The following is an 18,292-nucleotide window of genomic DNA, read 5'->3' on the forward strand; positions in this document are numbered from 1 at the left end:
TTGTCAGTAGAGCCCGCCGCCGCCCGACTGGATGGCCTGGTTGGCCTGCGGCGACAGCGCCCCGCCGGTGGCGTTGGAGCCGTCCGCGCCCATGCCGATCACCCAGTAGCTGTCGGCGGGACCGGTACCCGGCTTGAAGGCTTCGATGATGGTTCCGGCGTCGCCCGCGTTGGCTCGCATGCCGGTCTTGCGATTGATCGCAATCAGCTTCATGCCGTCCGGAACCTTGAAGTCGACATTGGGCGTGCCGTCCAGTGCCACGCGCATGAAATCCTTGAAGATCGGCGCGGCAAGGCCGCCGCCGGTCGCGCCCTTGCCAAGGCCTTTCGGCTGATCGTAGCCCATATAAAGGCCGACAACGAGGTTCGGCGTATAGCCGATGAACCAGGCATCCTTTTCGTCGTTGGTCGTTCCGGTCTTGCCGGCGATGTGACGGCCGAGCTCGTTGATGGTGGCGCCGGTGCCGCGTTGCACGACGCCCTCCATCATCGATGTGATCTGGTAGGCGGTCATCGGATCGAGCACCTGCTCGGAGTTGTCGACCAGCTCCGGCTCTGGCTGGTTCTGCCACTCGGCGGCGTTGCAGTTCGAGCAGCCGCGTTCGTCCTGCCTGAAGACGGTCTTGCCGTAGCGGTCCTGGATGCGGTCGATCAGCGACGGCTTGATCGACTTGCCGCCATTGGCCATGATCGAATAGGCCGACACCATGCGCATCACCGTCGTCTCGCCGGATCCCAGTGCCATCGGCAGATACGGCGCCAGGTGGTCGTAGACACCGAAACGCTCGGCATATTCCACGACCAGCTTCATGCCCATGTCGTTGGCAAGCCGCACCGTCATCAGGTTGCGCGATTTCTCGATGCCGGACCGCAAGGTCGCCGGGCCGGCCACCGTTCCGTCGTAGTTCTTGGGCGTCCAGGTCGTGTTACCGCTCTGGATGGTGATCGGCCCGTCCATGATCACGGAGGCGGGCGTATAGCCATTGTCGAGGGCGGCCGAATAGACGATCGGCTTGAACGACGACCCCGGCTGGCGCATGGCCTGCGTCGCCCGGTTGAACTCCGACTGCGCGTAGGAGAAACCGCCGACCATGGCCAGGACGCGTCCGGTATGCGGGTCCATGGCGATCAGGCCGCCTTCCACTTCGGGAACCTGGCGCAAGCTGTAGCTGTTGTCCGAGCCGTCGTTCTTCTGCACGAAAATCACGTCGCCCGGCTTCAGCACGTCGGCCGGCGACTTCGCCTTGACGGTCCTGCCGTCGACCACGTGGCGCATGGCGAAGCTCATGTCTTCCTTGCTGACGGTGCCTTCGACGCGGTCCTTGACGATTTCGCCGGAGATCTGGCGCGTCGGCTGCAGGCCGATGGACAGGCCGGTGGCCGAGCTGTCGAGCACGACGGCCAGCGACCATTCCGGCACATCCTCCAACCGCTTGACGTTGCCCAGCGGCACACCCCAGTCGCCGGAAACGTCGATGCTCGTGACCGGCCCGCGGTAGCCGCGCAGCGTGTCGAACTTCATAAGTCCGTTCTGCATGGCCTTGCGGGCAATCAGCTGCATCTTCGGATCGAGCGTCGTGCGGACGGAAAGGCCGCCTTCGTAGAGCGCATTCTCGCCGTAGCGCGCGATGATCTGGCGACGCACTTCCTCGGTGAAATACTCCCCGGCGAAGAGATAGTTGCCGGTGCGGCGCGGCGTGACGCCGAGCGGCTCGGCCTTGGCCTTCTCGCCTTCTTCATGCGTGACGTAGCCGTTCTCGACCATCTGGTCGATGACCCAGTTGCGGCGCTCCAAGGCGCGATCGGCATGCTTGAAGGGATGGTAGTTGTTCGGCCCCTTCGGCAGGGAGGCGAGATAGGCGGCTTCGGCCACGGTGAGCTCGTTCACCGATTTGTCGAAATAGGTTAGCGCAGCACCGGCGACGCCATAGGCGCCGAAGCCGAAGAAAATCTCGTTGAGATAGAGCTCGAGAATGCGATCCTTCGAGTAGGCCTGCTCGATGCGGAAGGCGAGGATCATCTCCTTGATCTTGCGCTCGTAGGTCTGGTCTGAAGACAACAGGAAGTTCTTCGCCACCTGCTGGGTGATCGTTGAGGCGCCGACCTGGCGCTTTCCCGAACCAACATTCTGCAGGTTGACGACAATGGCCCGGCCAAGGCCGGTCACGTCGATGCCGGGGTGATTGTAAAAATTCTTGTCCTCGGCCGACAGGAAGGCCGCCTTGACACGATCCGGGATCGCCTGAATCGGCAGATAAAGCCGCCGCTCACGCGCATATTCGGCCATCAGCGCGCCATCCGACGCGTGGATGCGGGTCGTCACCGGCGGCTCGTATTTGGCCAGCACCTCGTAATCGGGCAGGTCCTTCGACAAATGGCCGATATAGATCGCCACGCCCGCCGCGACCAAAAGGGCCAGCGTCGTGCCGATGCCGAAGAAATAGCCAATGAGACGAATCATACCCGCTCCAGTCCTTGGTTCGGGAATTTCCTAAACGAAGCCGCCCTTCACGCAAGCTTTCGGGACGATCCCAAACCGTAATCGCAAAATCCATGTCGCGACCATGTGGGCAAAATACGGCAGCGCGGGATTTCGGTTTCGAATGCCGGAAATAAAAGCACAGGGTGTTGTCGCCGTGCAACGCTGCTTCAGGTTGTGGGCGCCGGCGGACATTTCAGCCTCCGGCCCCCGTTCCGCTCTTGGCCGAAGCAAACAGGGCAACGGCGTTGGTTATGCTCTGGGTCGCCTTGTTGCGCCAATCGGCGCTGAGCAACTGCGCTTCGTCCTTGGCGTTCGACAGATAGCCGAGTTCGACCAGCACGGATGGAACGTCCGGCGCCTTCAGCACCTTGAAGCCGGCAGAACGCTGCGGGTTGTTGATCAGACCGACGCTGGTGGAAAGCTGGCCGACGAGAGTATGGGCGAAGCTCATCGAAAAATTATGCGTCTCGCGGCGGATCAGGTCGATCAGGATATCGGTCACTTCCTTGCTGTCGTCCTTGATCTCCATGCCGGCGAACTGGTCGGAAAGATTTTCACGGTCGGCAAGCGCCTGCGCCTCGGGATCGGAAGCCTTGTCGGACACGGTGTAGACGGTTGCGCCGCGAATGCCCTTGAGGCTGATCGTGTCCGCATGGATCGAGATGAGCAGGTCGGCCTCATGCTGGCGGGCAATGCGCACGCGGTCGTCGAGCCGCAGGAACTCGTCCGTTTCGCGCGTCAGGAACACGTCGTATTTGCCGCTGGCGGCGAGCTTGTCGCGCAGTTCCATGGCAAAGGCGAGCGTCACGTTCTTTTCGACCGTCCCGTTCAGGCCCTCGGCACCGCCGTCGATGCCGCCATGGCCGGGATCGATGACGACAGTGAAACGATGGCCCGGATTGGAGACCGGCCCGGTACCGACCCTGCCGGCCTTGTCGGCGGAGACCGTCGAACCGGTGGTCAGCGCCTGATTGGCGAGCGCTGCATCGAATTCCCGCTGCGAGGCCGCCGACATGTCGATGGCGATGCGGTAGCCGTTGCCGTCACCGTTCTTGAGCACGTCGAGATTGTCGACGGCGAACGGTCCCTTGCCGGTGAGAATCAGCCGCGATTTCCCCTCGCCGAGTTCGCCGTAACGCACGGCACGGACAAGCCCGCGCGGCTTTACATCCTTGGCATTGAAGGCGAATCTCGTGGCCGGCAGATCGATGACCAGGCGATCGGGGCCGCGCAGCAGGAACCATTTGATGTCGGGCTCGCGGTCGAAATTGATGACGATGCGCATCTTGGTGGCATCGCCGGCCATCTTGTAGCTTGTGGCACCAAGCTGTGCGTCGGCAGCACGCGAAAGCGGCGAAAAGACCAGGCAAGCCAGGATCAGCGACAGCAGGTAGACGGTACGGAAGAACCAGCCTCCATGATGACGGCCCTTGTCTGCGACGCCTGCCAGTCCCATCTTTCTACCAGTCGCTCCCGTTTTGGCGTCATGCCCGATCGCTTGTCGAAGTGCCCTGCCGCTTGTCAAAGTGCCGGCAGACCGCGAACTCGATTAACGATTGGTATCCAGAGAAGGTTAACCAAGCCTTTTCATGGAAGGCTTGGGACCGGGGCTTCCGCTGCGGAACGGCTTTTTGCCGGCATCGGGAATCGGGGTTGCCTTCCAACCCGCCAAATCATAAAAGCGATGGTGGATCACTGCAATCCTGGAACCGTCCTCCTCCGCAGCTTCCTGCTACAGGTCAGACGCAAGACGGCTCCTTTCGCTTCAGGCGAAGAAGGCATCGGTGATCGCGACGATTTTCGCAGGCGTGCTCCCGTGGCGGGGGAATCGCCTGCGTGAGCAAAACGGCCGGGATTGTCCCGTGCCGGCTCTGTATGAGCAAACAAGCTGGTCCGGTTTTTTCCGGGCTTTGGTTCAAAAGGTTCTGCTGGTGACGATGGCTTCAAGCGCAATCATGGAAAGGTCCGCAACAAACCGCGCCACTACGGCTGCGGGCGGCACCGCCATGGCGCTCAGGCAGCGGCCGGCGGACGTTCAATTGTCCGGCACCCATGTTCCAGGTCCACGGCAGCGGGCATTGCCTCGCAAGCTGCGGCCGACGGCTGCCGGGAGGAAACGAAATAATGCCCAACAAAATGCTGATAGACGCCTCCCACCCGGAGGAAACACGCGTTGTCGTCGTTCGCGGTAACCGTATTGAAGAATTCGACTTTGAATCCCAGGACAAGAAGCAGCTCAAAGGAAACATCTATCTCGCCCGCGTAACGCGCGTCGAACCTTCCCTTCAGGCAGCCTTTGTCGAATATGGCGGCAACCGTCACGGTTTCCTCGCCTTCAGTGAAATACACCCCGACTACTACCAGATTCCGGTCGCCGACCGTCAGGCGCTGCTGCGTGCGGAAGCACAGGAAGCCCAGGACGAAGAGGACGAGGAAGCCGCCGAAGGCGAGGACCGCCAGAGCCGCGACCGTGGCAAGCGCGGACGCCGGCGCGGCGGCAAGAGCCGCGACCGCGGCGAGCACAGGCGCGAGGCAGGCGCGGCCGACGGCGAGAATGGCGAAGATGCCGTCGCAGAAAAGCTGGATGCGGTTGACGACAACACCATGTCCGACATTGCCGGACAGAGCGAGGGTGCCGCCGGGCAGAGCGATGAAGCCGCCGATCGCGGTGAGACCGAGCCGTCCGAAGGCGGTTCGAGTTCCATCGCTGCCAGCGTCGATGCCGACGTAATCTCGGAAGCCGTCCCGCAAGTCGAGGTAAGCGGGCCCGAGACAAGCGGGGCCGAGACAAGCGGCGAAGCAACCTCCGAAGACAATGATCGCGGCATGCTGGAAGAGGTGCAATCCTCGCATCCGGACGATCACGAGGTCGAATCGGTCGGCGCCGAGGACGCGCTGGAAGAAGTGCGCAACCGCCGCAAGCCGGTCCGTCGCCAGTACAAGATCCAGGAAGTGATCAAGCGCCGGCAGATCCTGCTGGTGCAGGTCGTCAAGGAAGAGCGCGGCAACAAGGGTGCAGCGCTGACCACCTACCTGTCGTTGGCCGGCCGCTATTCGGTGCTGATGCCGAACACGGCCCGCGGCGGCGGTATTTCGCGCAAGATCACCAATGCGCAGGACCGCAAGCGGCTGAAGGAAGTGGTCGCCGATCTCGAAGTGCCGCAAGGCATGGGTGTCATCCTGCGTACGGCAGGCGAAAGCCGCACCAAGGCAGAGATCAAGCGCGACTACGAATATTTGATGCGGCTTTGGGAAAACGTCCGCAATCTGACGCTGCAATCCACGGCCCCTGCCCTGGTTTACGAGGAAGGCAGCCTGATCAAGCGCTCGGTGCGCGACCTTTACAACAAGGATATCGACGAGATCCTGGTTTCCGGCGAAGAAGGCTACCGCGAGGCCAAGGACTTCATGCGCATGCTGATGCCGAGCCACGCGAAGGTGGTTCAGCCGTTCCGCGACACGACGCCGATCTTTGTGCGCAACGGCATCGAAGCGCAGCTCGACCGCATGCTGCAGCCGCAGGTGACGCTGAAGAGCGGCGGCTACATCATCATCAACCAGACGGAAGCGCTGGTCGCCATCGACGTCAATTCGGGCCGTTCCACCAAGGAGCACTCGATCGAGGACACCGCACTTCACACCAATCTGGAAGCCGCCGAGGAAGTCGCCCGGCAATTGAGGCTGCGCGATCTCGCCGGCCTCATCGTCATCGACTTCATCGATATGGAGGAGAACCGCAACAACCGCTCCGTCGAGAAGCGGCTGAAGGATCACCTCAAGAACGATCGTGCCCGCATCCAGGTCGGCCGCATCTCGCATTTCGGCCTGATGGAGATGTCGCGCCAGCGCATCCGTGCCAGCGTGCTGGAATCGACGATGAAGCCTTGCCCGCATTGCGGCGGCACCGGCCATGTGCGCTCCGATTCGTCGGTCGCGCTGATGGTGGTGCGGGCAATCGAGGAATTCCTGCTCAAGGATTCGCGCAGCCACATCACGGTGCGGACGCCGGCGGCGACCGCGCTCTATGTGCTCAATCACAAGCGCGGCACGCTGGTGGAATTCGAGCATCGCTTCGGCGTGACCATCACCATCGAAGCCGATGACGCGGTCGGTGCACAACACTATGCCATCTTCCGCGGCGCGCTGGCCGAAAAGCCGGAAGGCTTTGTCGAGGCGCGCACGTTCCCGGCCTATGTCGAGCCGGAAGAACCCGAGGACGAGATCGTCATCGAAGAGGAAGACGAGGAACCGGTGCAGGCCGAGCAGCCACGCCCTGCCCAGCAGCCGCAGCAGCCAAGGACCGGCGAGGACGGCGAAGGCCGCGATCGCAAGCGCCGCAAGCGCCGCAGACGGCGCGGCGGCAAGGATCGTGAACACGGGGATCGTGAACACGGGGAACGCGAACATGGCGATCGCGAGCATGGCGCTGCTGTGGAAGGTGCTTCCGTTTCGGCGCCGATAGACGATGCCTTCGTAGCCGCCGGCGATCAAGGCGCCGAAGCGGAACATGAAGCGCCGGCAGGTGTTGTGGCCGAAACGGCGGAAGTGGCGGACGACAGTCACGGCAAGAAGCGCCGGCGCGGCAAGCGCGGCGGCAAGCGCAATCGCCGTGAGGACGGCGAGGACGGCTTGGAAGCTGCCCCCGGCGAGCCAGCCGCCATAACGGAAGGTGCGGTGTCGGAAGCACAGCCCGTAACCGGCGAGCCGGAAGGTGCGCCGCCGGCCGAAGAGCTTGCGGTGCGTGCTCCGGCGAACGACGACACGCCGAGCGCCGAAAAGCCGAAGAAGCCGCGCCGCGCCGCCAAGCCGAAGAAGGTTGCGGCGGAAGCAGTTGCCGAGATTGCGGGCGCCGAGACATCGGCTGCCGAGGCCGCCTCCGTGGCTTCCGGCGAGACCCCCGCGCCGGTGCCGCAGGAGACCGAAGTGGCGGCTGCCGAGGAAACGCCGAAGGTCCGGCCGTCGCGGCGCAAGCCCGTACCGGTGGATGCTCCGGTCGTGCCGGTCGTCTCCTCGATCGTCCCGGACGAGGCAAAGGCCGACGAGGCAAAGACCGAGGAAGCAAAGGCCGAGGACAAGCCGAAGCGTGCCGGCTGGTGGCAGCGGAAGGGCTTTTTCTAAGCCTTTCCGCGCATTAGCCAGACTTTCTGATTAAAAAAAAGTCCCGCGCTGCCGATCGGCTGCGCGGGATTTTTTGCTCCAATTCAGGCGACAACACTATGGCGCGAAGATCGACCAGTTCATCGTCTTCGCCAGTTTTTCCAGCGCGATCGAACCCAGCCTGGAATTGCCGTTGGCGTTGAGGCCTGGCGACCATACGGCAAGCGAGGCGACGCCCGGCACGATCCCCAATATGCCGCCGCCAACGCCGCTCTTGCCGGGAATGCCGACGCGGAAAGCGAAGTCGCCGGAGCCGTCATAGTGGCCGCAGGTCAGCATCATCGCGCCGATGCGGCGGGCGCGCTCTGCCGAGACGACGGAATGCCCGGTCGCCGGGTTCTTGCCGCCATTGGCAAGGAAGCGGCCAGCCAGGGCCAGTTGCCGGCAGCTCATGGCGATAGCGCAATGGTGGAAATAGACGCCCAGCGCCAGTTCCGGCGCATGGTGAAGATTGCCGAACGATTTCATGTAATTGGCAAGCGCGAAATTGCGAAAGCCGGTGGCGCGTTCGGACGCCGCGACCTCGCGGTCGATGACGATGGTGTCGTCATCGGCCAGGAACTGGATGAAGCGCAGGATCTCGCCGATCGCCTCGCGCGGCTGATGGCCGGCAAGCAGGATGTCGGAGACGACGATGGCGCCGGCATTGATGAATGGATTGCGCGGAATGCCGTTCTCGTGCTCGAGCTGGACGATCGAGTTGAACGGATTGCCCGAAGGTTCGCGCCCAACCCGCTGCCACAGCGCGTCGCCGACATTGCCGAGCGCCAGCGTCAGCGTGAACACCTTTGAGATGCTCTGGATCGAAAACGCCTCGTCGGCGTCGCCCGCGGTCAGCATGCGGCCGTCATTGGTCACCGCGGCAATGCCGAATTTTTTCGGATCGATCTTGCCGAGCTGGGGGATATAGCTGGCGACGTCGCCGCGATCGGTACGCTCCGCCATTTCGGCAGCGACCTCGCGCAACGCCTGTTCAAGCTGGGGCGCCTGTTCAAGCTCCGGCATCGTCGCCCCCGCTACTTCAGCCAGCGTTCGATACGCGCCATCGCCTCGACCATGTCGTCGTGGCTGCCGGCATAGGAAAAGCGCATCGTGCGATGGCCTTGCAGCGGGTCGAAATCGCGGCCCGGCGTCGCCGCCACATGCGCCTCGGCAAGCATCCGGCGCGCAAACGCCATGCTGTCATTGGTGTGCCTGGTGACGTCGCAGAAGGCGTAGAACGCGCCGTCCATAGGCGCGGCCAAAGCAAAGCCGAGCTCCGGCAGGCGTTGCATCAGGAGCTCGCGGTTCCAGGCATAGCGCGCCTTCACCGCTTCCAGCTCTGGCGTCGCCTTGAACGCCTCGATCGCGGCAATCTGGGACAGTTCGGGCGGCGAGATGTAGAGGCTCTGGGCGATGCGCTCGACCGGCCGCACCAGTTCCTGCGGCAGCACCATCCAGCCGATGCGCCAGCCGGTCATGCAATAATATTTCGAGAAGGAATTGATCACCGTCACATCCGCGCCGAAAGCAAGCGCCGTCGTGTCGGGCGCCGCATAGGCCAGCCGGTGATAGATTTCGTCCGAGATGACGGCGATGCCGAGCTCTTGCGCCGTTTTGACCAGCGCCTCGAGATCGCCGGCGGGAATGACCGCGCCGGTCGGGTTGGCCGGGCTGGCGAACAGCACGCCCTTCAGCGGTTTTTCGCGATGCGCGGCTTGCAGGTGCTCGGCATGCAGATAGGCGGCGCCGTCCAACTCGATCTCGGCGATGTCGATGCCGAGCGCGGCCATGATGTTGCGATAGGCAGGATAGCCGGGCGCAGCGATGGCGACGCGGTCGCCTGGATCGAACATTGCCAGGAAAGCGAGGTTGAAGGCAGCCGACGATCCGGTGGTGACGGCTATCCGCTCGGGCGAAACGTCAAGCCCGTAATGCTCGCCATAATGCGCCGCGATCGCCTTGCGCAGGCCGGCGAGGCCCAGCGCGTCGGTATAGCCGATGCGGCCTGTTTTCAAGGCATTGGCCGCCGCTTCGCGAACCCCGGCCGGCGCCGGATCGGAAGGCTGGCCGACGGCCATGGAAACGACCGGCAGGCCCTTGGCTTTCAGCCGATTCGCCTCGGCCAGGATGTCCATGGCATGGAACGGTTCGACCGCGCCGCGGCGCGAAAGCGAAACAACCATTTTCAATCCACCACACTTGTCCGCACGTGCCGGCCATGCTGGCCGCGCCGCACAAATGCCCGATTGGTGTGGGGATCACAAGTTCGGTAAGTTTAGGCTGCCGACTTTTCATCCTTCGCCCACTCGTCTACCAGTGGACCTGCCATGTTGAGCCGACCCAAATCGACGATCGCCAGGACAGCGCGCGCCCTCGCGATGCTTTCGCTTGCCGTGGTGGTCGCCATAGCCGGCTCGGTCAATGCCTTTGCGCAGAATGTGCCGGTTGTGCGCGATGCCGAGATCGAGGCGCTGGTGCGCGATTACGCGCGGCCGATCTTCAAGGCGGCGGGCTTGTCGGGCGACGCCATCAACATCGTGCTGGTCAACGACCAGAGCTTCAACGCCTTTGTTGCCGGCCGCCGGCTGTTCATCAACACCGGCGCGCTGATGACGGCCGAAACGCCCAACGAGATCATTGGCGTCATTGCCCACGAGGCCGGCCATATCGCCGGCGGACACCAGCAGAAATTGCGAGAACAGCTCGAGCGCGCCAAGACGATGGCGATCCTGGCGACGCTGCTTGGCGCCGGCGCCATGGTGGCCGGCGCCACCAGCAACAGCCGCGGTCTCGCCGGCGCCGGCATGGGCGTGGTGGCCGGCGGCGGCGAGATGGCGCAACGCAGTATCCTCGCTTATCAGCGCACCGAAGAGATGACCGCCGACCGTTCGGCGATCACCTATCTCAATGCAACCGGCCAGTCCGGCATGGGCATGCTGAAGACGTTTGGCCGCTTCCAGAACGCATTGTCGCTCTCGGGCGCGCAAGTCGATCCCTACAGGATCAGCCATCCGATGCCGCAGGAGCGTATCGCCAATCTCGAAGTGCTGGTGAAGCAGAGCCCTTACGTCGACAAGGTGGACCCGCCGGCACTGCAGCAGCGCCACGACATGATGCGCATAAAGATCGCCGCCTACATGCAGGGCCAGGCGGCGGCGTCGCGATTGATGCGCAAGAACCCCGGCAGCGTCGCCTCACGCTATGGCGACGCGCAGATGACCTATCTGTTCGGCAATCTGGCGTCGGCGCTCACCAAGACCAACGCGTTGATCAAGGAACAGCCGAAAAATCCCTATTTCCAGGAATTACGCGGCGACATCCTGATGAAGGCGAACCGGCCGAAGGATGCGGCGGACGCCTATGCCAAGTCGGTCAGCCTCGATCCGGCGCGATCGGGGCTGCTGCCGGTCTCTTACGGCCAGGCGCTGATGGCGATCGGCACGCAGGATTCGCTGAAGAAGGCGGTGGCGCAGATCAACACCGGCCTCGGACGGGATCGCGAAAACGCCGCCGGATACCGCTATCTGGCACAGGCTTACGGGGAACTCGGCAACATCCCGGCCGCCGAGCTTGCAACCGCCGAAGGGCATTTCTATTCCGGCGACTACAAGAATGCGAAAATCTTCGCCATGCGGGCGCAGCAGAGCATGAAGCGGGGCGAGCCGGGCTGGCTTCGCGCGCAGGACATTATAAACTACGCACCATCAGGTAAGAAGAAGTGAACCTTTCGGACGCAGGCTGCGACACAGCCAAACCGGGCGGACCCGAACACAGGCAAGAGGATCGAGGATCATGACCAAGGCAATTCTGCTGGGCACTACCGGAGTGGCAGCGGCTCTCGCCATGCTGGCGTTCGGCTTCGTCGCCGGCAATCCGCAGACGGCGAAGGCCGGCACGGCACAGCTTGCCCAGACGACGTCCTCAGGTACCAAGCTCGACCGTGCCGAAGTCGAAGGCATCGTCCGCGACTATCTGCTGAAGAACCCGGAAGTGCTTCTGGAGGCCCAGCAGGCACTCGAGGCCAAGCAGAAGGAAGAACAGCGCGTCGCCAGTCTCGGCGTCATCAAAGACGCCAAGGACCAGATCTTCAATTCCTCATTCGACGGTGTTGTCGGCAATCCGAACGGCAAGGTCACCATCGTCGAATTCTATGATTATAATTGCGGCTACTGCAAACGCGCCATCGACGACATGCGCGCGCTGACCAAGGCCGATCCGGACCTGCGCTTCGTACTCAAGGAGTTCCCGATCCTCGGCCCGGATTCGCAGAAGGCGAGCGTCGTCTCGATGGCCTTCCATTTGATGAAGCCGGAGAAATACGGCGAATTCCACAATGCGCTGCTCGGCGGCCAGGGGCGCGCCACCGAGGCGGCGGCGATCAAGGTGGCGCTGTCGCTCGGCGCCGACGAGGCGGCGCTGCGCGAAAAGATGAAGGACCCGAGCATCACCGAGGCCTTCTCCAAGACCTATGACCTCGCCACCAAGCTCGCCATCACCGGAACGCCGTCCTATGTCGTCGGCAACGAGGTGGTGTTCGGCGCGCTTGGCCAGGAAGTGCTGGCCGAAAAGATCGAGGCGGCGAAGGCCGCGCTCTGATCAGCGTTCGGGTTTCGATTAGGCTGCGGGTTTCCGGCACGGGCCGTTTTCCGGCTGTTGTGGACGGCGAAAGAACGCACTTGCGCTCTTTTCGCCAGCGTCTATGCCCATTATAGAGGGTCCGGCGCGCCGGCTTAGCCGCGCCGGGAAAGGTCGGCATTTTTTGAAAACGGTTTTCGTCCTGAACGGCCCCAATCTCAACGCGCTCGGCAAGCGCGAGCCAGGCATCTATGGCGGCAAGACGCTTGCCGCGATCGCCGACGACTGCAAGCAGGCAGGTGCCGAACTTGGGCTGGAGATCGATTTCCGACAGTCGAACCATGAGGGCGACCTCGTCGACTGGATCCACGAGGCCGCCGACAAGGCCGCCGCGATCGTCATCAATCCGGGCGCCTACGGCCATACCTCGATCGCCATTCACGATGCCATCCGCGCCGTCGCGCCGCTGCCGGTCGCTGAGGTGCATCTCTCCAACATCCACGCGCGGGAACCATTCCGCCACGTCTCCATGGTCGCGCCGGTCGCCGTCGGCATGATCTGCGGGTTCGGGCCGCTCGGCTACACGCTGGCGCTGCAGGCGCTGGCTGCACGCCTATGACCGGCCAACAAACAGAAGGCTCGAAAATGTCGATAAAGAAGAACGGTGTTGACCAGCAGCTGATCCGCGATCTGGCGGGCATACTGAACGACACCAACCTGACCGAGATCGAGGTCGAGCTGGGCGACCTGAAGGTGCGCGTCTCGCGGCAGGCGCCGGCCGTCCATGCTGTCGCCGCAGCTCAGCCGGCCTATGCCCCGGCAGCCGCGCAGCCTGCGGCAGCGGCCGCGCCGGCGACGCCCGACGTGTCGAAGAACGCCGTTGCCTCGCCGATGGTCGGCACCGCCTATCTGGCACCGTCGCCCGACGCCAGGCCGTTCATCGAAATCGGCCAGAAGGTCAAGGAAGGCCAGACGCTGCTGATCATCGAAGCAATGAAGACGATGAACCAGATCCCCTCGCCGCGCGCCGGCACGGTGACGGCGATCCTGTTTGAAGATGCGCAGCCGGTCGAATATGGCATGCCGCTCGTCGTGATCGAGTAGAGCCGGGAACAGGCGAAAGATGTTCCAGAAAATCCTCATCGCCAATCGCGGCGAAATCGCCCTCAGGGTGCTGCGCGCCTGCAAGGAGCTCGGCATCCAGACGGTGGTGGTGCATTCGACTGCCGACGCCGACGCCATGCATGTGCGTCTCGCCGACGAGAGCGTCTGCATCGGCCCGCCGCCGTCGCGCGACAGCTATCTCAACATCCACCAGATCGTCGCCGCCTGCGAGATCACCGGCGCCGACGCGGTGCATCCCGGCTACGGTTTTCTGTCGGAGAACGCCAAGTTCGCCGACATCCTCGCCGCGCACAACATCACCTTCATCGGCCCGACCGGCGACCATATCCGCATCATGGGTGACAAGATCGAGGCCAAGCGTACCGCAAAACGCCTCGGCATTCCCGTGGTGCCCGGCTCCGACGGCGCGGTCACCGAGGACAAGGAAGCCAAGCGCATTGCCGCCGCGATCGGCTACCCCGTGATCATCAAGGCGTCGGCCGGCGGCGGCGGGCGCGGCATGAAAGTGGCGCGTAGCGAGGCCGATCTCGAGGTGGCGCTGCAGACGGCACGCTCGGAGGCGGGTGCGGCCTTCGGCGACGACGCAGTCTATATCGAGAAATATCTGCAGAAGCCGCGCCATATCGAAGTGCAGGTGTTCGGCGACGGCGCCGGGCGCGGCGTGCATTTCGGCGAGCGCGACTGCTCGCTGCAGCGCCGCCACCAGAAGGTCTGGGAAGAAGCGCCCTCGCCGGCTCTCAATGCCGAGGAGCGCGCGCATATTGGCGGCGTCTGCGCCAGGGCGATCGCCGATCTCGGCTATTCCGGCGCCGGCACCATCGAATTCCTCTATGAGGACGGCGAGTTCTATTTCATCGAGATGAACACGCGCCTGCAGGTCGAACATCCGGTGACCGAGGCGATTACCGGCATCGACCTCGTGCACGAGCAGATCCGCGTCGCCTCGGGCGGCGGACTTTCGGTGCGCCAGGAGGACATCCGCTTCCACGGCCATGCCATCGAATGCCGCATCAATGCCGAGGATCCGCGCACCTTCACCCCCTCGCCGGGCACCATCACCCATTTCCACACGCCGGGCGGCCTCGGTATCCGCGTCGATTCCGGCGTCTATTCGGGCTACAAGATCCCGCCCTACTACGACAGCCTGATCGGCAAGCTGATCGTGCATGGCCGCAACCGCGTCGAATGCATGATGCGGCTGCGGCGCGCGCTCGACGAATTCGTCGTCGACGGCATCAAGACGACGCTGCCACTGTTTCGCGACCTCGTTGGCAACGCCGACATCGCCAATGGCGACTACGACATCCACTGGCTGGAAAAATACTTGGCCGAAGGCGAGTGATACAGGGCGAAGCGATGACCCGTCCCTACGCACCCGGTTATCGCATCCCGACCGACCTTTTGCTCAAAGCCTATGCCTCCGGCGTCTTCCCGATGGCCGAAAGCGCCAATGACCCCGAAGTATTCTGGGTGCGGCCGGAGACGCGCGGCATCATTCCGCTCGACGGGTTCCACATACCGAAAAGCCTGAGAAAGACGATCCGCAAGAACCTGTTCGAGTTCCGCATCGATTTCGACTTCGAGGCAACGATCGAGGCCTGTGCCGAAAGGCGCGAGGAACGTCGGTCGACCTGGATCAACGCGCCGATCCGCGAAGCCTATATCGAGCTGCATCGGATGGGCCATTGCCATTCGGTCGAGGCCTGGCACAACGACCGACTGGTCGGGGGGCTCTACGGCGTATCGCTCGGCCGCGTGTTCTTCGGCGAGAGCATGTTCGCCAGGGAGACCGACGCGTCAAAGGCCTGCCTGGTTCACCTCGTCGAACGCCTGAAGGCGCGTGGCTTTGCACTGCTCGATACGCAGTTCACCACCGAGCATCTCAAACGCTTCGGTGCAATCGACGTGCCGCGCGGCAAGTACGAGAAGATGCTGGCCGAGGCGCTGAAGGGCGAGGCCGTGTTTTTTCCATAACCTGGAATGGCTCATCGTTTCACGGAAACGCAATTCCGGACGGAAAGCCGTTCACACTTCCTGGAATTGCTCTTGCGGCCGGTCAGCCTTTTGCTGCCGTCACCAGCGGCGTCTGTGCGTGGAACATCATCTTCCAGCCATTGACGCGGTGGACATAGCCGGTGCTGACCAGCGCCGCATAGGCTTCGCCATCTTGCCGCGTCGCACGCGCCTCGTAGGTCAGCATGACGATGTCGCTGCCCGGCTCGATGATGCCCTTGAGGTCGATGTCGAGATCGCGCCAGCGGTTCGGGTCCGTGGCAGTTGCGGCCAGATCGGTATTGCTCATCACCCGCGCCATCTGCGGGAAAGCCACCAGGCAGTCGGTATCGGCATTGGCCTTGAAATAGTCGGTACCGCCGCTCCAGAATCCCCTTTCGATGTCGAGAAGTTCGTTCTTGTTGGCCATCATCATGGCAACCTCCTCCGTAGAGAGGCACCAACGCTCGGGCAACGCGGCGGTTCCGCAGGGCGCGGTATGCGCCGCGCACTGACAGATTCTAGTTGGTTTTGGGGGCGGCGGGTGCCGGCACGTCGGACTTCTGCTTGCAGCCCTTCAGCCAGATATCATAGACGGCATGCTCGACGGCGTTGATCCCGGGGCTTTCGGCAAACATCCAGCCGGTGAAGATACGGCGTATTTTCCGATCGAGCGTGATCTCGTCGACCTCGACGAACGAATCCGTCTTCGGCTCTTCGTTTTCGGGCCGCGAATAGCAGATGCGCGGCGTCACCTGCAAAGCGCCGAACTGAACCGTCTCGTCGATATAAACATCGAAGGTGATGATACGGCCGGTGATCTTGTCGATGCCGGCGAATTCAGCGACTGGATTGGTGATGCGCTCGGATACTGCCGGTGCTGCAGGCGCCACCGACGCGTCCGGCGCAGGCGGCGCCAATTCCTGCGCAGTAGCGAGCGCCACCATAGAAGCGAGAACGACCGCGGTTAATCCGCCCGTCAAAATTCGGCTGAACATGCTCATGCAAGGTCCGGTGGTTTGCGCCCGGGTGATTCTCTTAACGCCAAGGCTAGTTGCTGCTGTCGGATCAGCAAACAGCTAAACAGCAATTGTGGCGACAAAGGACCGCCCTCGTGGGACCGCCCCCGTGGGGACCGCGCGCGTGTCGCGGCGATCGATCACGAACCAGGCGTCCAGGCGTCGTAGTCGCCCGTCACCTGCGGACGATGCTGGTTGGTCAGCACCGAGCCTTTCGGGCGATAGGCCGCGGGGCTGCCGGTGAGGTTCGGCACATGCGGCTTTTGCCAGTCGCGTGGCTTGTAGTCTTCGCTTGGCGGCGCAACATCGACACGATGATGGATCCAGCCATGCCAGCCGGGCGGAATCGCCGAGGCTTCCGAATAGTCGCGGTAGATGACCCAGCGACGGGTGCGGCCTTCCGAATCGACGCCGCCCTCATAGTAGACGTTGCCGACCTCGTCCTGCCCGACCTTCTTGCCGTGCCGCCAGGTGTGGAAGCGCGTTCCCAATGTCTGGCTGTTCCACCAGGTGAAAAACTGCAGAAGGAAAGTCTTCATCCAAATCCTCGTGGCAAGTCCTTGAAGCAAGTCCTCGCGGCGGCTGCGGCGCCTGTTCCTGCTTATGGCGTCACGGCATTGCGAAGGCAAGGGTCTTGCCGCAACAGGCGAGCAAATGGCTGACGGGAAAGCGATACGTTCATGCTATTTTCGCGGCCGTCCGAAGCAGATGAAATAGGTTGTTGGCAACCTTACGCAGCGTTATTCTAGCAGTTGAAGCTTCGTTGCCTCAAGGACGGCAAATGAGAGGGGCTCATGTCATCGCTGGCGGGCACGGCCTTGCCGCAGGTCGTTGAGGCGATCTACGATTCGATTGCCGACGTCGACCGCTGGCAGGCGACACTCGAGGCCATCTGCAATCTGGCGGAAGGCCAGCTTGCCATGCTCGCCGTCATCGACACGATCAGCAGCTCCGCGCGATTTTCGGTGTCCTGCGGCGATCCCGCAGTTCTTGAGCCGTTGAAGCATGACTACGGCTCGCAAGTGCCGTTCTATGCGGCGGTTCCCAAGATGGAGATCGACGTGCCGTTCACCGTCGATTCGATCTACGCTTTGCAAGGCCCGGATACGCGACAGAGATGGCTCGAAAGCCGCATCGTGCGCGAATGGGTGCAACCCAACCGCCTGGACGATTTCTTCTGGGTGGCGTTGATGAAGCGGCCGACCCGGATCGGCACGTTGATGGTGGTGACCGACAGGGACAGGCGCCAGATTTCCCGCGAGGATCTCGAGCTTGTCTGCCTGTTGGCACCGCATGTGCGGCGCGCGGTGACCATCGGCGACCTGTTCGAGGCCGAGCGGCGCAGGGCCGAAATCTTCCGCTCCATCATCGAAAGCCTCGACCATCCGGTGCTGATCGTGGCCGAAGACATGACCATCATCTTCGCCAACCCGTCAGCCGAAGCGCTGCTCGCCGAAAACATCTCGGTCGCTAGCGTGCGCGGACAGCTTTCCTTCACCTATGCCAACGCCAACGCCGCGATCGGCCGTGCCGTCCAGCTCGGCACGCGCGACGAATTCGCGCTCGGACCTTGCGGCATCAACATTCCCCTGGCCAGGACGGTGGTTCCGGCGGTGGCCCATGTCATGCCGCTGGCGCGGCGTGAAATCTCGGCGCGCATCTCGCAACGCGCCGCCGCAGCGATCTTCATCGCCGCGGCGGGTTCGACACCGACCCCGGCGCTGGACGCCATTGCGGCGCTGTTCGGACTGACCGCGGCAGAAAGGCGAGTCGCCGGTCACGTTGCCGCCGGCCTGACGCGAAAGGAAATCGCCGCGGCCGGCGGCGTCTCGGACGGCACCGTCAAGTCGCAGCTGGCGACGATCTTCGACAAGACCGGTACCGGCGATCAGCGCGAGCTCGAACTGTTGATGCGCGAATTGTCACCGCCGTTGCGCTCCAGTTGATTTTGCTCAGGTTCC

The 18,292-nt window shown here is 63.2% G+C and carries 16 protein-coding genes; 8 read left to right on the top strand and 8 right to left on the bottom strand.

Annotated elements, in window-relative coordinates; all coding sequences use genetic code 11:
- Positions 1–3 precede the first annotated feature (3 nt).
- From NKH67_RS10360 to NKH67_RS10370, 3 genes are read right to left on the bottom strand one after another with little or no spacing between them, the layout of a single operon-like run.
- A complete protein-coding gene (locus NKH67_RS10360; protein WP_352472768.1) occupies positions 4–2,460 on the bottom strand; it encodes a penicillin-binding protein 1A in 2,457 nt (818 codons plus the stop codon).
- 30 nt (positions 2,461–2,490) lie between these two features.
- Entirely contained in the window at positions 2,491–2,673 is a 183-nt protein-coding gene (locus tag NKH67_RS10365; protein WP_352457449.1) for a hypothetical protein, read from the bottom strand.
- A gap of 1 nt (position 2,674) precedes the next feature.
- Positions 2,675–3,937: an N-acetylmuramoyl-L-alanine amidase gene (locus NKH67_RS10370; RefSeq protein WP_352501651.1), complete on the bottom strand. Its 1,263-nt coding sequence runs from the start codon at positions 3,935–3,937 to the stop codon at positions 2,675–2,677.
- A gap of 668 nt (positions 3,938–4,605) precedes the next feature.
- On the opposite strand from NKH67_RS10370, the gene NKH67_RS10375 reads away from it, so the two are divergent.
- Positions 4,606–7,599: an Rne/Rng family ribonuclease gene (locus tag NKH67_RS10375; RefSeq protein ID WP_352501650.1), complete on the top strand. Its 2,994-nt coding sequence runs from the start codon at positions 4,606–4,608 to the stop codon at positions 7,597–7,599.
- 96 nt (positions 7,600–7,695) lie between these two features.
- Here the strand turns inward: NKH67_RS10375 and NKH67_RS10380 are convergent, their stop codons facing one another.
- Positions 7,696–8,643, bottom strand: a complete 948-nt coding sequence (locus NKH67_RS10380) for a glutaminase (protein WP_352501649.1) — start codon at positions 8,641–8,643, stop codon at positions 7,696–7,698.
- A gap of 11 nt (positions 8,644–8,654) precedes the next feature.
- Positions 8,655–9,803, bottom strand: a complete 1,149-nt coding sequence (locus NKH67_RS10385) for a pyridoxal phosphate-dependent aminotransferase (RefSeq protein WP_352501648.1) — start codon at positions 9,801–9,803, stop codon at positions 8,655–8,657.
- Between the two features lie 144 nt (positions 9,804–9,947).
- Here NKH67_RS10385 and NKH67_RS10390 point away from each other — a divergent pair, with 144 nt between their 5' ends.
- From NKH67_RS10390 to aat, 6 genes are all read left to right on the top strand, one after another.
- Positions 9,948–11,342: a M48 family metalloprotease gene (locus tag NKH67_RS10390; RefSeq protein ID WP_352501647.1), complete on the top strand. Its 1,395-nt coding sequence runs from the start codon at positions 9,948–9,950 to the stop codon at positions 11,340–11,342.
- 70 nt (positions 11,343–11,412) lie between these two features.
- Complete coding sequence (locus NKH67_RS10395; RefSeq protein WP_352451092.1) at positions 11,413–12,216, top strand: DsbA family protein; 804 nt, start codon at positions 11,413–11,415, stop codon at positions 12,214–12,216.
- Between the two features lie 163 nt (positions 12,217–12,379).
- On the top strand, positions 12,380–12,814 hold the full coding sequence (gene aroQ / locus NKH67_RS10400; protein WP_352501646.1) for a type II 3-dehydroquinate dehydratase: 435 nt from the start codon (positions 12,380–12,382) through the stop codon (positions 12,812–12,814).
- A 26-nt stretch (positions 12,815–12,840) separates the two neighbouring features.
- Positions 12,841–13,299, top strand: a complete 459-nt coding sequence (gene accB, locus NKH67_RS10405; RefSeq protein WP_292662508.1) for an acetyl-CoA carboxylase biotin carboxyl carrier protein — start codon at positions 12,841–12,843, stop codon at positions 13,297–13,299.
- A gap of 19 nt (positions 13,300–13,318) precedes the next feature.
- Positions 13,319–14,662 (top strand): acetyl-CoA carboxylase biotin carboxylase subunit, encoded by a 1,344-nt coding sequence (gene accC, locus NKH67_RS10410; protein WP_023674822.1) that lies wholly within the window; start codon positions 13,319–13,321, stop codon positions 14,660–14,662.
- A 14-nt stretch (positions 14,663–14,676) separates the two neighbouring features.
- Positions 14,677–15,294, top strand: a complete 618-nt coding sequence (gene aat / locus NKH67_RS10415; protein WP_023674821.1) for a leucyl/phenylalanyl-tRNA--protein transferase — start codon at positions 14,677–14,679, stop codon at positions 15,292–15,294.
- An 82-nt stretch (positions 15,295–15,376) separates the two neighbouring features.
- On the opposite strand, the gene NKH67_RS10420 is transcribed toward aat, so the two are convergent.
- The 3 genes from NKH67_RS10420 to NKH67_RS10430 all read right to left on the bottom strand — a co-directional run bounded on the left by NKH67_RS10420 (position 15,377) and on the right by NKH67_RS10430 (position 16,870).
- On the bottom strand, positions 15,377–15,745 hold the full coding sequence (locus tag NKH67_RS10420; protein ID WP_352501682.1) for a hypothetical protein: 369 nt from the start codon (positions 15,743–15,745) through the stop codon (positions 15,377–15,379).
- A gap of 88 nt (positions 15,746–15,833) precedes the next feature.
- Positions 15,834–16,316 (bottom strand): DUF2155 domain-containing protein, encoded by a 483-nt coding sequence (locus NKH67_RS10425; RefSeq protein WP_023674819.1) that lies wholly within the window; start codon positions 16,314–16,316, stop codon positions 15,834–15,836.
- 155 nt (positions 16,317–16,471) lie between these two features.
- Positions 16,472–16,870 (bottom strand): NADH:ubiquinone oxidoreductase subunit NDUFA12, encoded by a 399-nt coding sequence (locus tag NKH67_RS10430; RefSeq protein ID WP_023674818.1) that lies wholly within the window; start codon positions 16,868–16,870, stop codon positions 16,472–16,474.
- A gap of 255 nt (positions 16,871–17,125) precedes the next feature.
- Here NKH67_RS10430 and NKH67_RS10435 point away from each other — a divergent pair, with 255 nt between their 5' ends.
- Positions 17,126–18,277, top strand: coding sequence for a helix-turn-helix transcriptional regulator (locus tag NKH67_RS10435; RefSeq protein WP_352501645.1), 1,152 nt, complete (start codon positions 17,126–17,128; stop codon positions 18,275–18,277).
- Positions 18,278–18,292 lie beyond the last annotated feature (15 nt).

Source organism: Mesorhizobium sp. M0968, from assembly GCF_040319065.1.
In the GTDB taxonomy this organism is placed as follows: Bacteria; Pseudomonadota; Alphaproteobacteria; order Rhizobiales; family Rhizobiaceae; genus Mesorhizobium.

What these genes read in the sequence shown, in the direction of transcription:
- NKH67_RS10380 (WP_352501649.1), bottom strand. Translation starts at nt 8,643, where the DNA reads ATGCCGGAGCTTGAACAGGCGCCCCAGCTTGAACAGGCGTTGCGCGAG.
- NKH67_RS10370 (WP_352501651.1), bottom strand. Translation starts at nt 3,937, where the DNA reads ATGGGACTGGCAGGCGTCGCAGACAAGGGCCGTCATCATGGAGGCTGG.
- NKH67_RS10425 (WP_023674819.1), bottom strand. Translation starts at nt 16,316, where the DNA reads ATGAGCATGTTCAGCCGAATTTTGACGGGCGGATTAACCGCGGTCGTT.
- aat (WP_023674821.1), top strand. Translation starts at nt 14,677, where the DNA reads ATGACCCGTCCCTACGCACCCGGTTATCGCATCCCGACCGACCTTTTG.
- NKH67_RS10365 (WP_352457449.1), bottom strand. Translation starts at nt 2,673, where the DNA reads ATGTCCGCCGGCGCCCACAACCTGAAGCAGCGTTGCACGGCGACAACA.
- accB (WP_292662508.1), top strand. Translation starts at nt 12,841, where the DNA reads ATGTCGATAAAGAAGAACGGTGTTGACCAGCAGCTGATCCGCGATCTG.
- NKH67_RS10385 (WP_352501648.1), bottom strand. Translation starts at nt 9,803, where the DNA reads ATGGTTGTTTCGCTTTCGCGCCGCGGCGCGGTCGAACCGTTCCATGCC.
- NKH67_RS10390 (WP_352501647.1), top strand. Translation starts at nt 9,948, where the DNA reads ATGTTGAGCCGACCCAAATCGACGATCGCCAGGACAGCGCGCGCCCTC.
- NKH67_RS10395 (WP_352451092.1), top strand. Translation starts at nt 11,413, where the DNA reads ATGACCAAGGCAATTCTGCTGGGCACTACCGGAGTGGCAGCGGCTCTC.
- NKH67_RS10420 (WP_352501682.1), bottom strand. Translation starts at nt 15,745, where the DNA reads ATGATGGCCAACAAGAACGAACTTCTCGACATCGAAAGGGGATTCTGG.
- NKH67_RS10360 (WP_352472768.1), bottom strand. Translation starts at nt 2,460, where the DNA reads ATGATTCGTCTCATTGGCTATTTCTTCGGCATCGGCACGACGCTGGCC.
- NKH67_RS10435 (WP_352501645.1), top strand. Translation starts at nt 17,126, where the DNA reads ATGTCATCGCTGGCGGGCACGGCCTTGCCGCAGGTCGTTGAGGCGATC.
- NKH67_RS10375 (WP_352501650.1), top strand. Translation starts at nt 4,606, where the DNA reads ATGCCCAACAAAATGCTGATAGACGCCTCCCACCCGGAGGAAACACGC.
- NKH67_RS10430 (WP_023674818.1), bottom strand. Translation starts at nt 16,870, where the DNA reads ATGAAGACTTTCCTTCTGCAGTTTTTCACCTGGTGGAACAGCCAGACA.
- accC (WP_023674822.1), top strand. Translation starts at nt 13,319, where the DNA reads ATGTTCCAGAAAATCCTCATCGCCAATCGCGGCGAAATCGCCCTCAGG.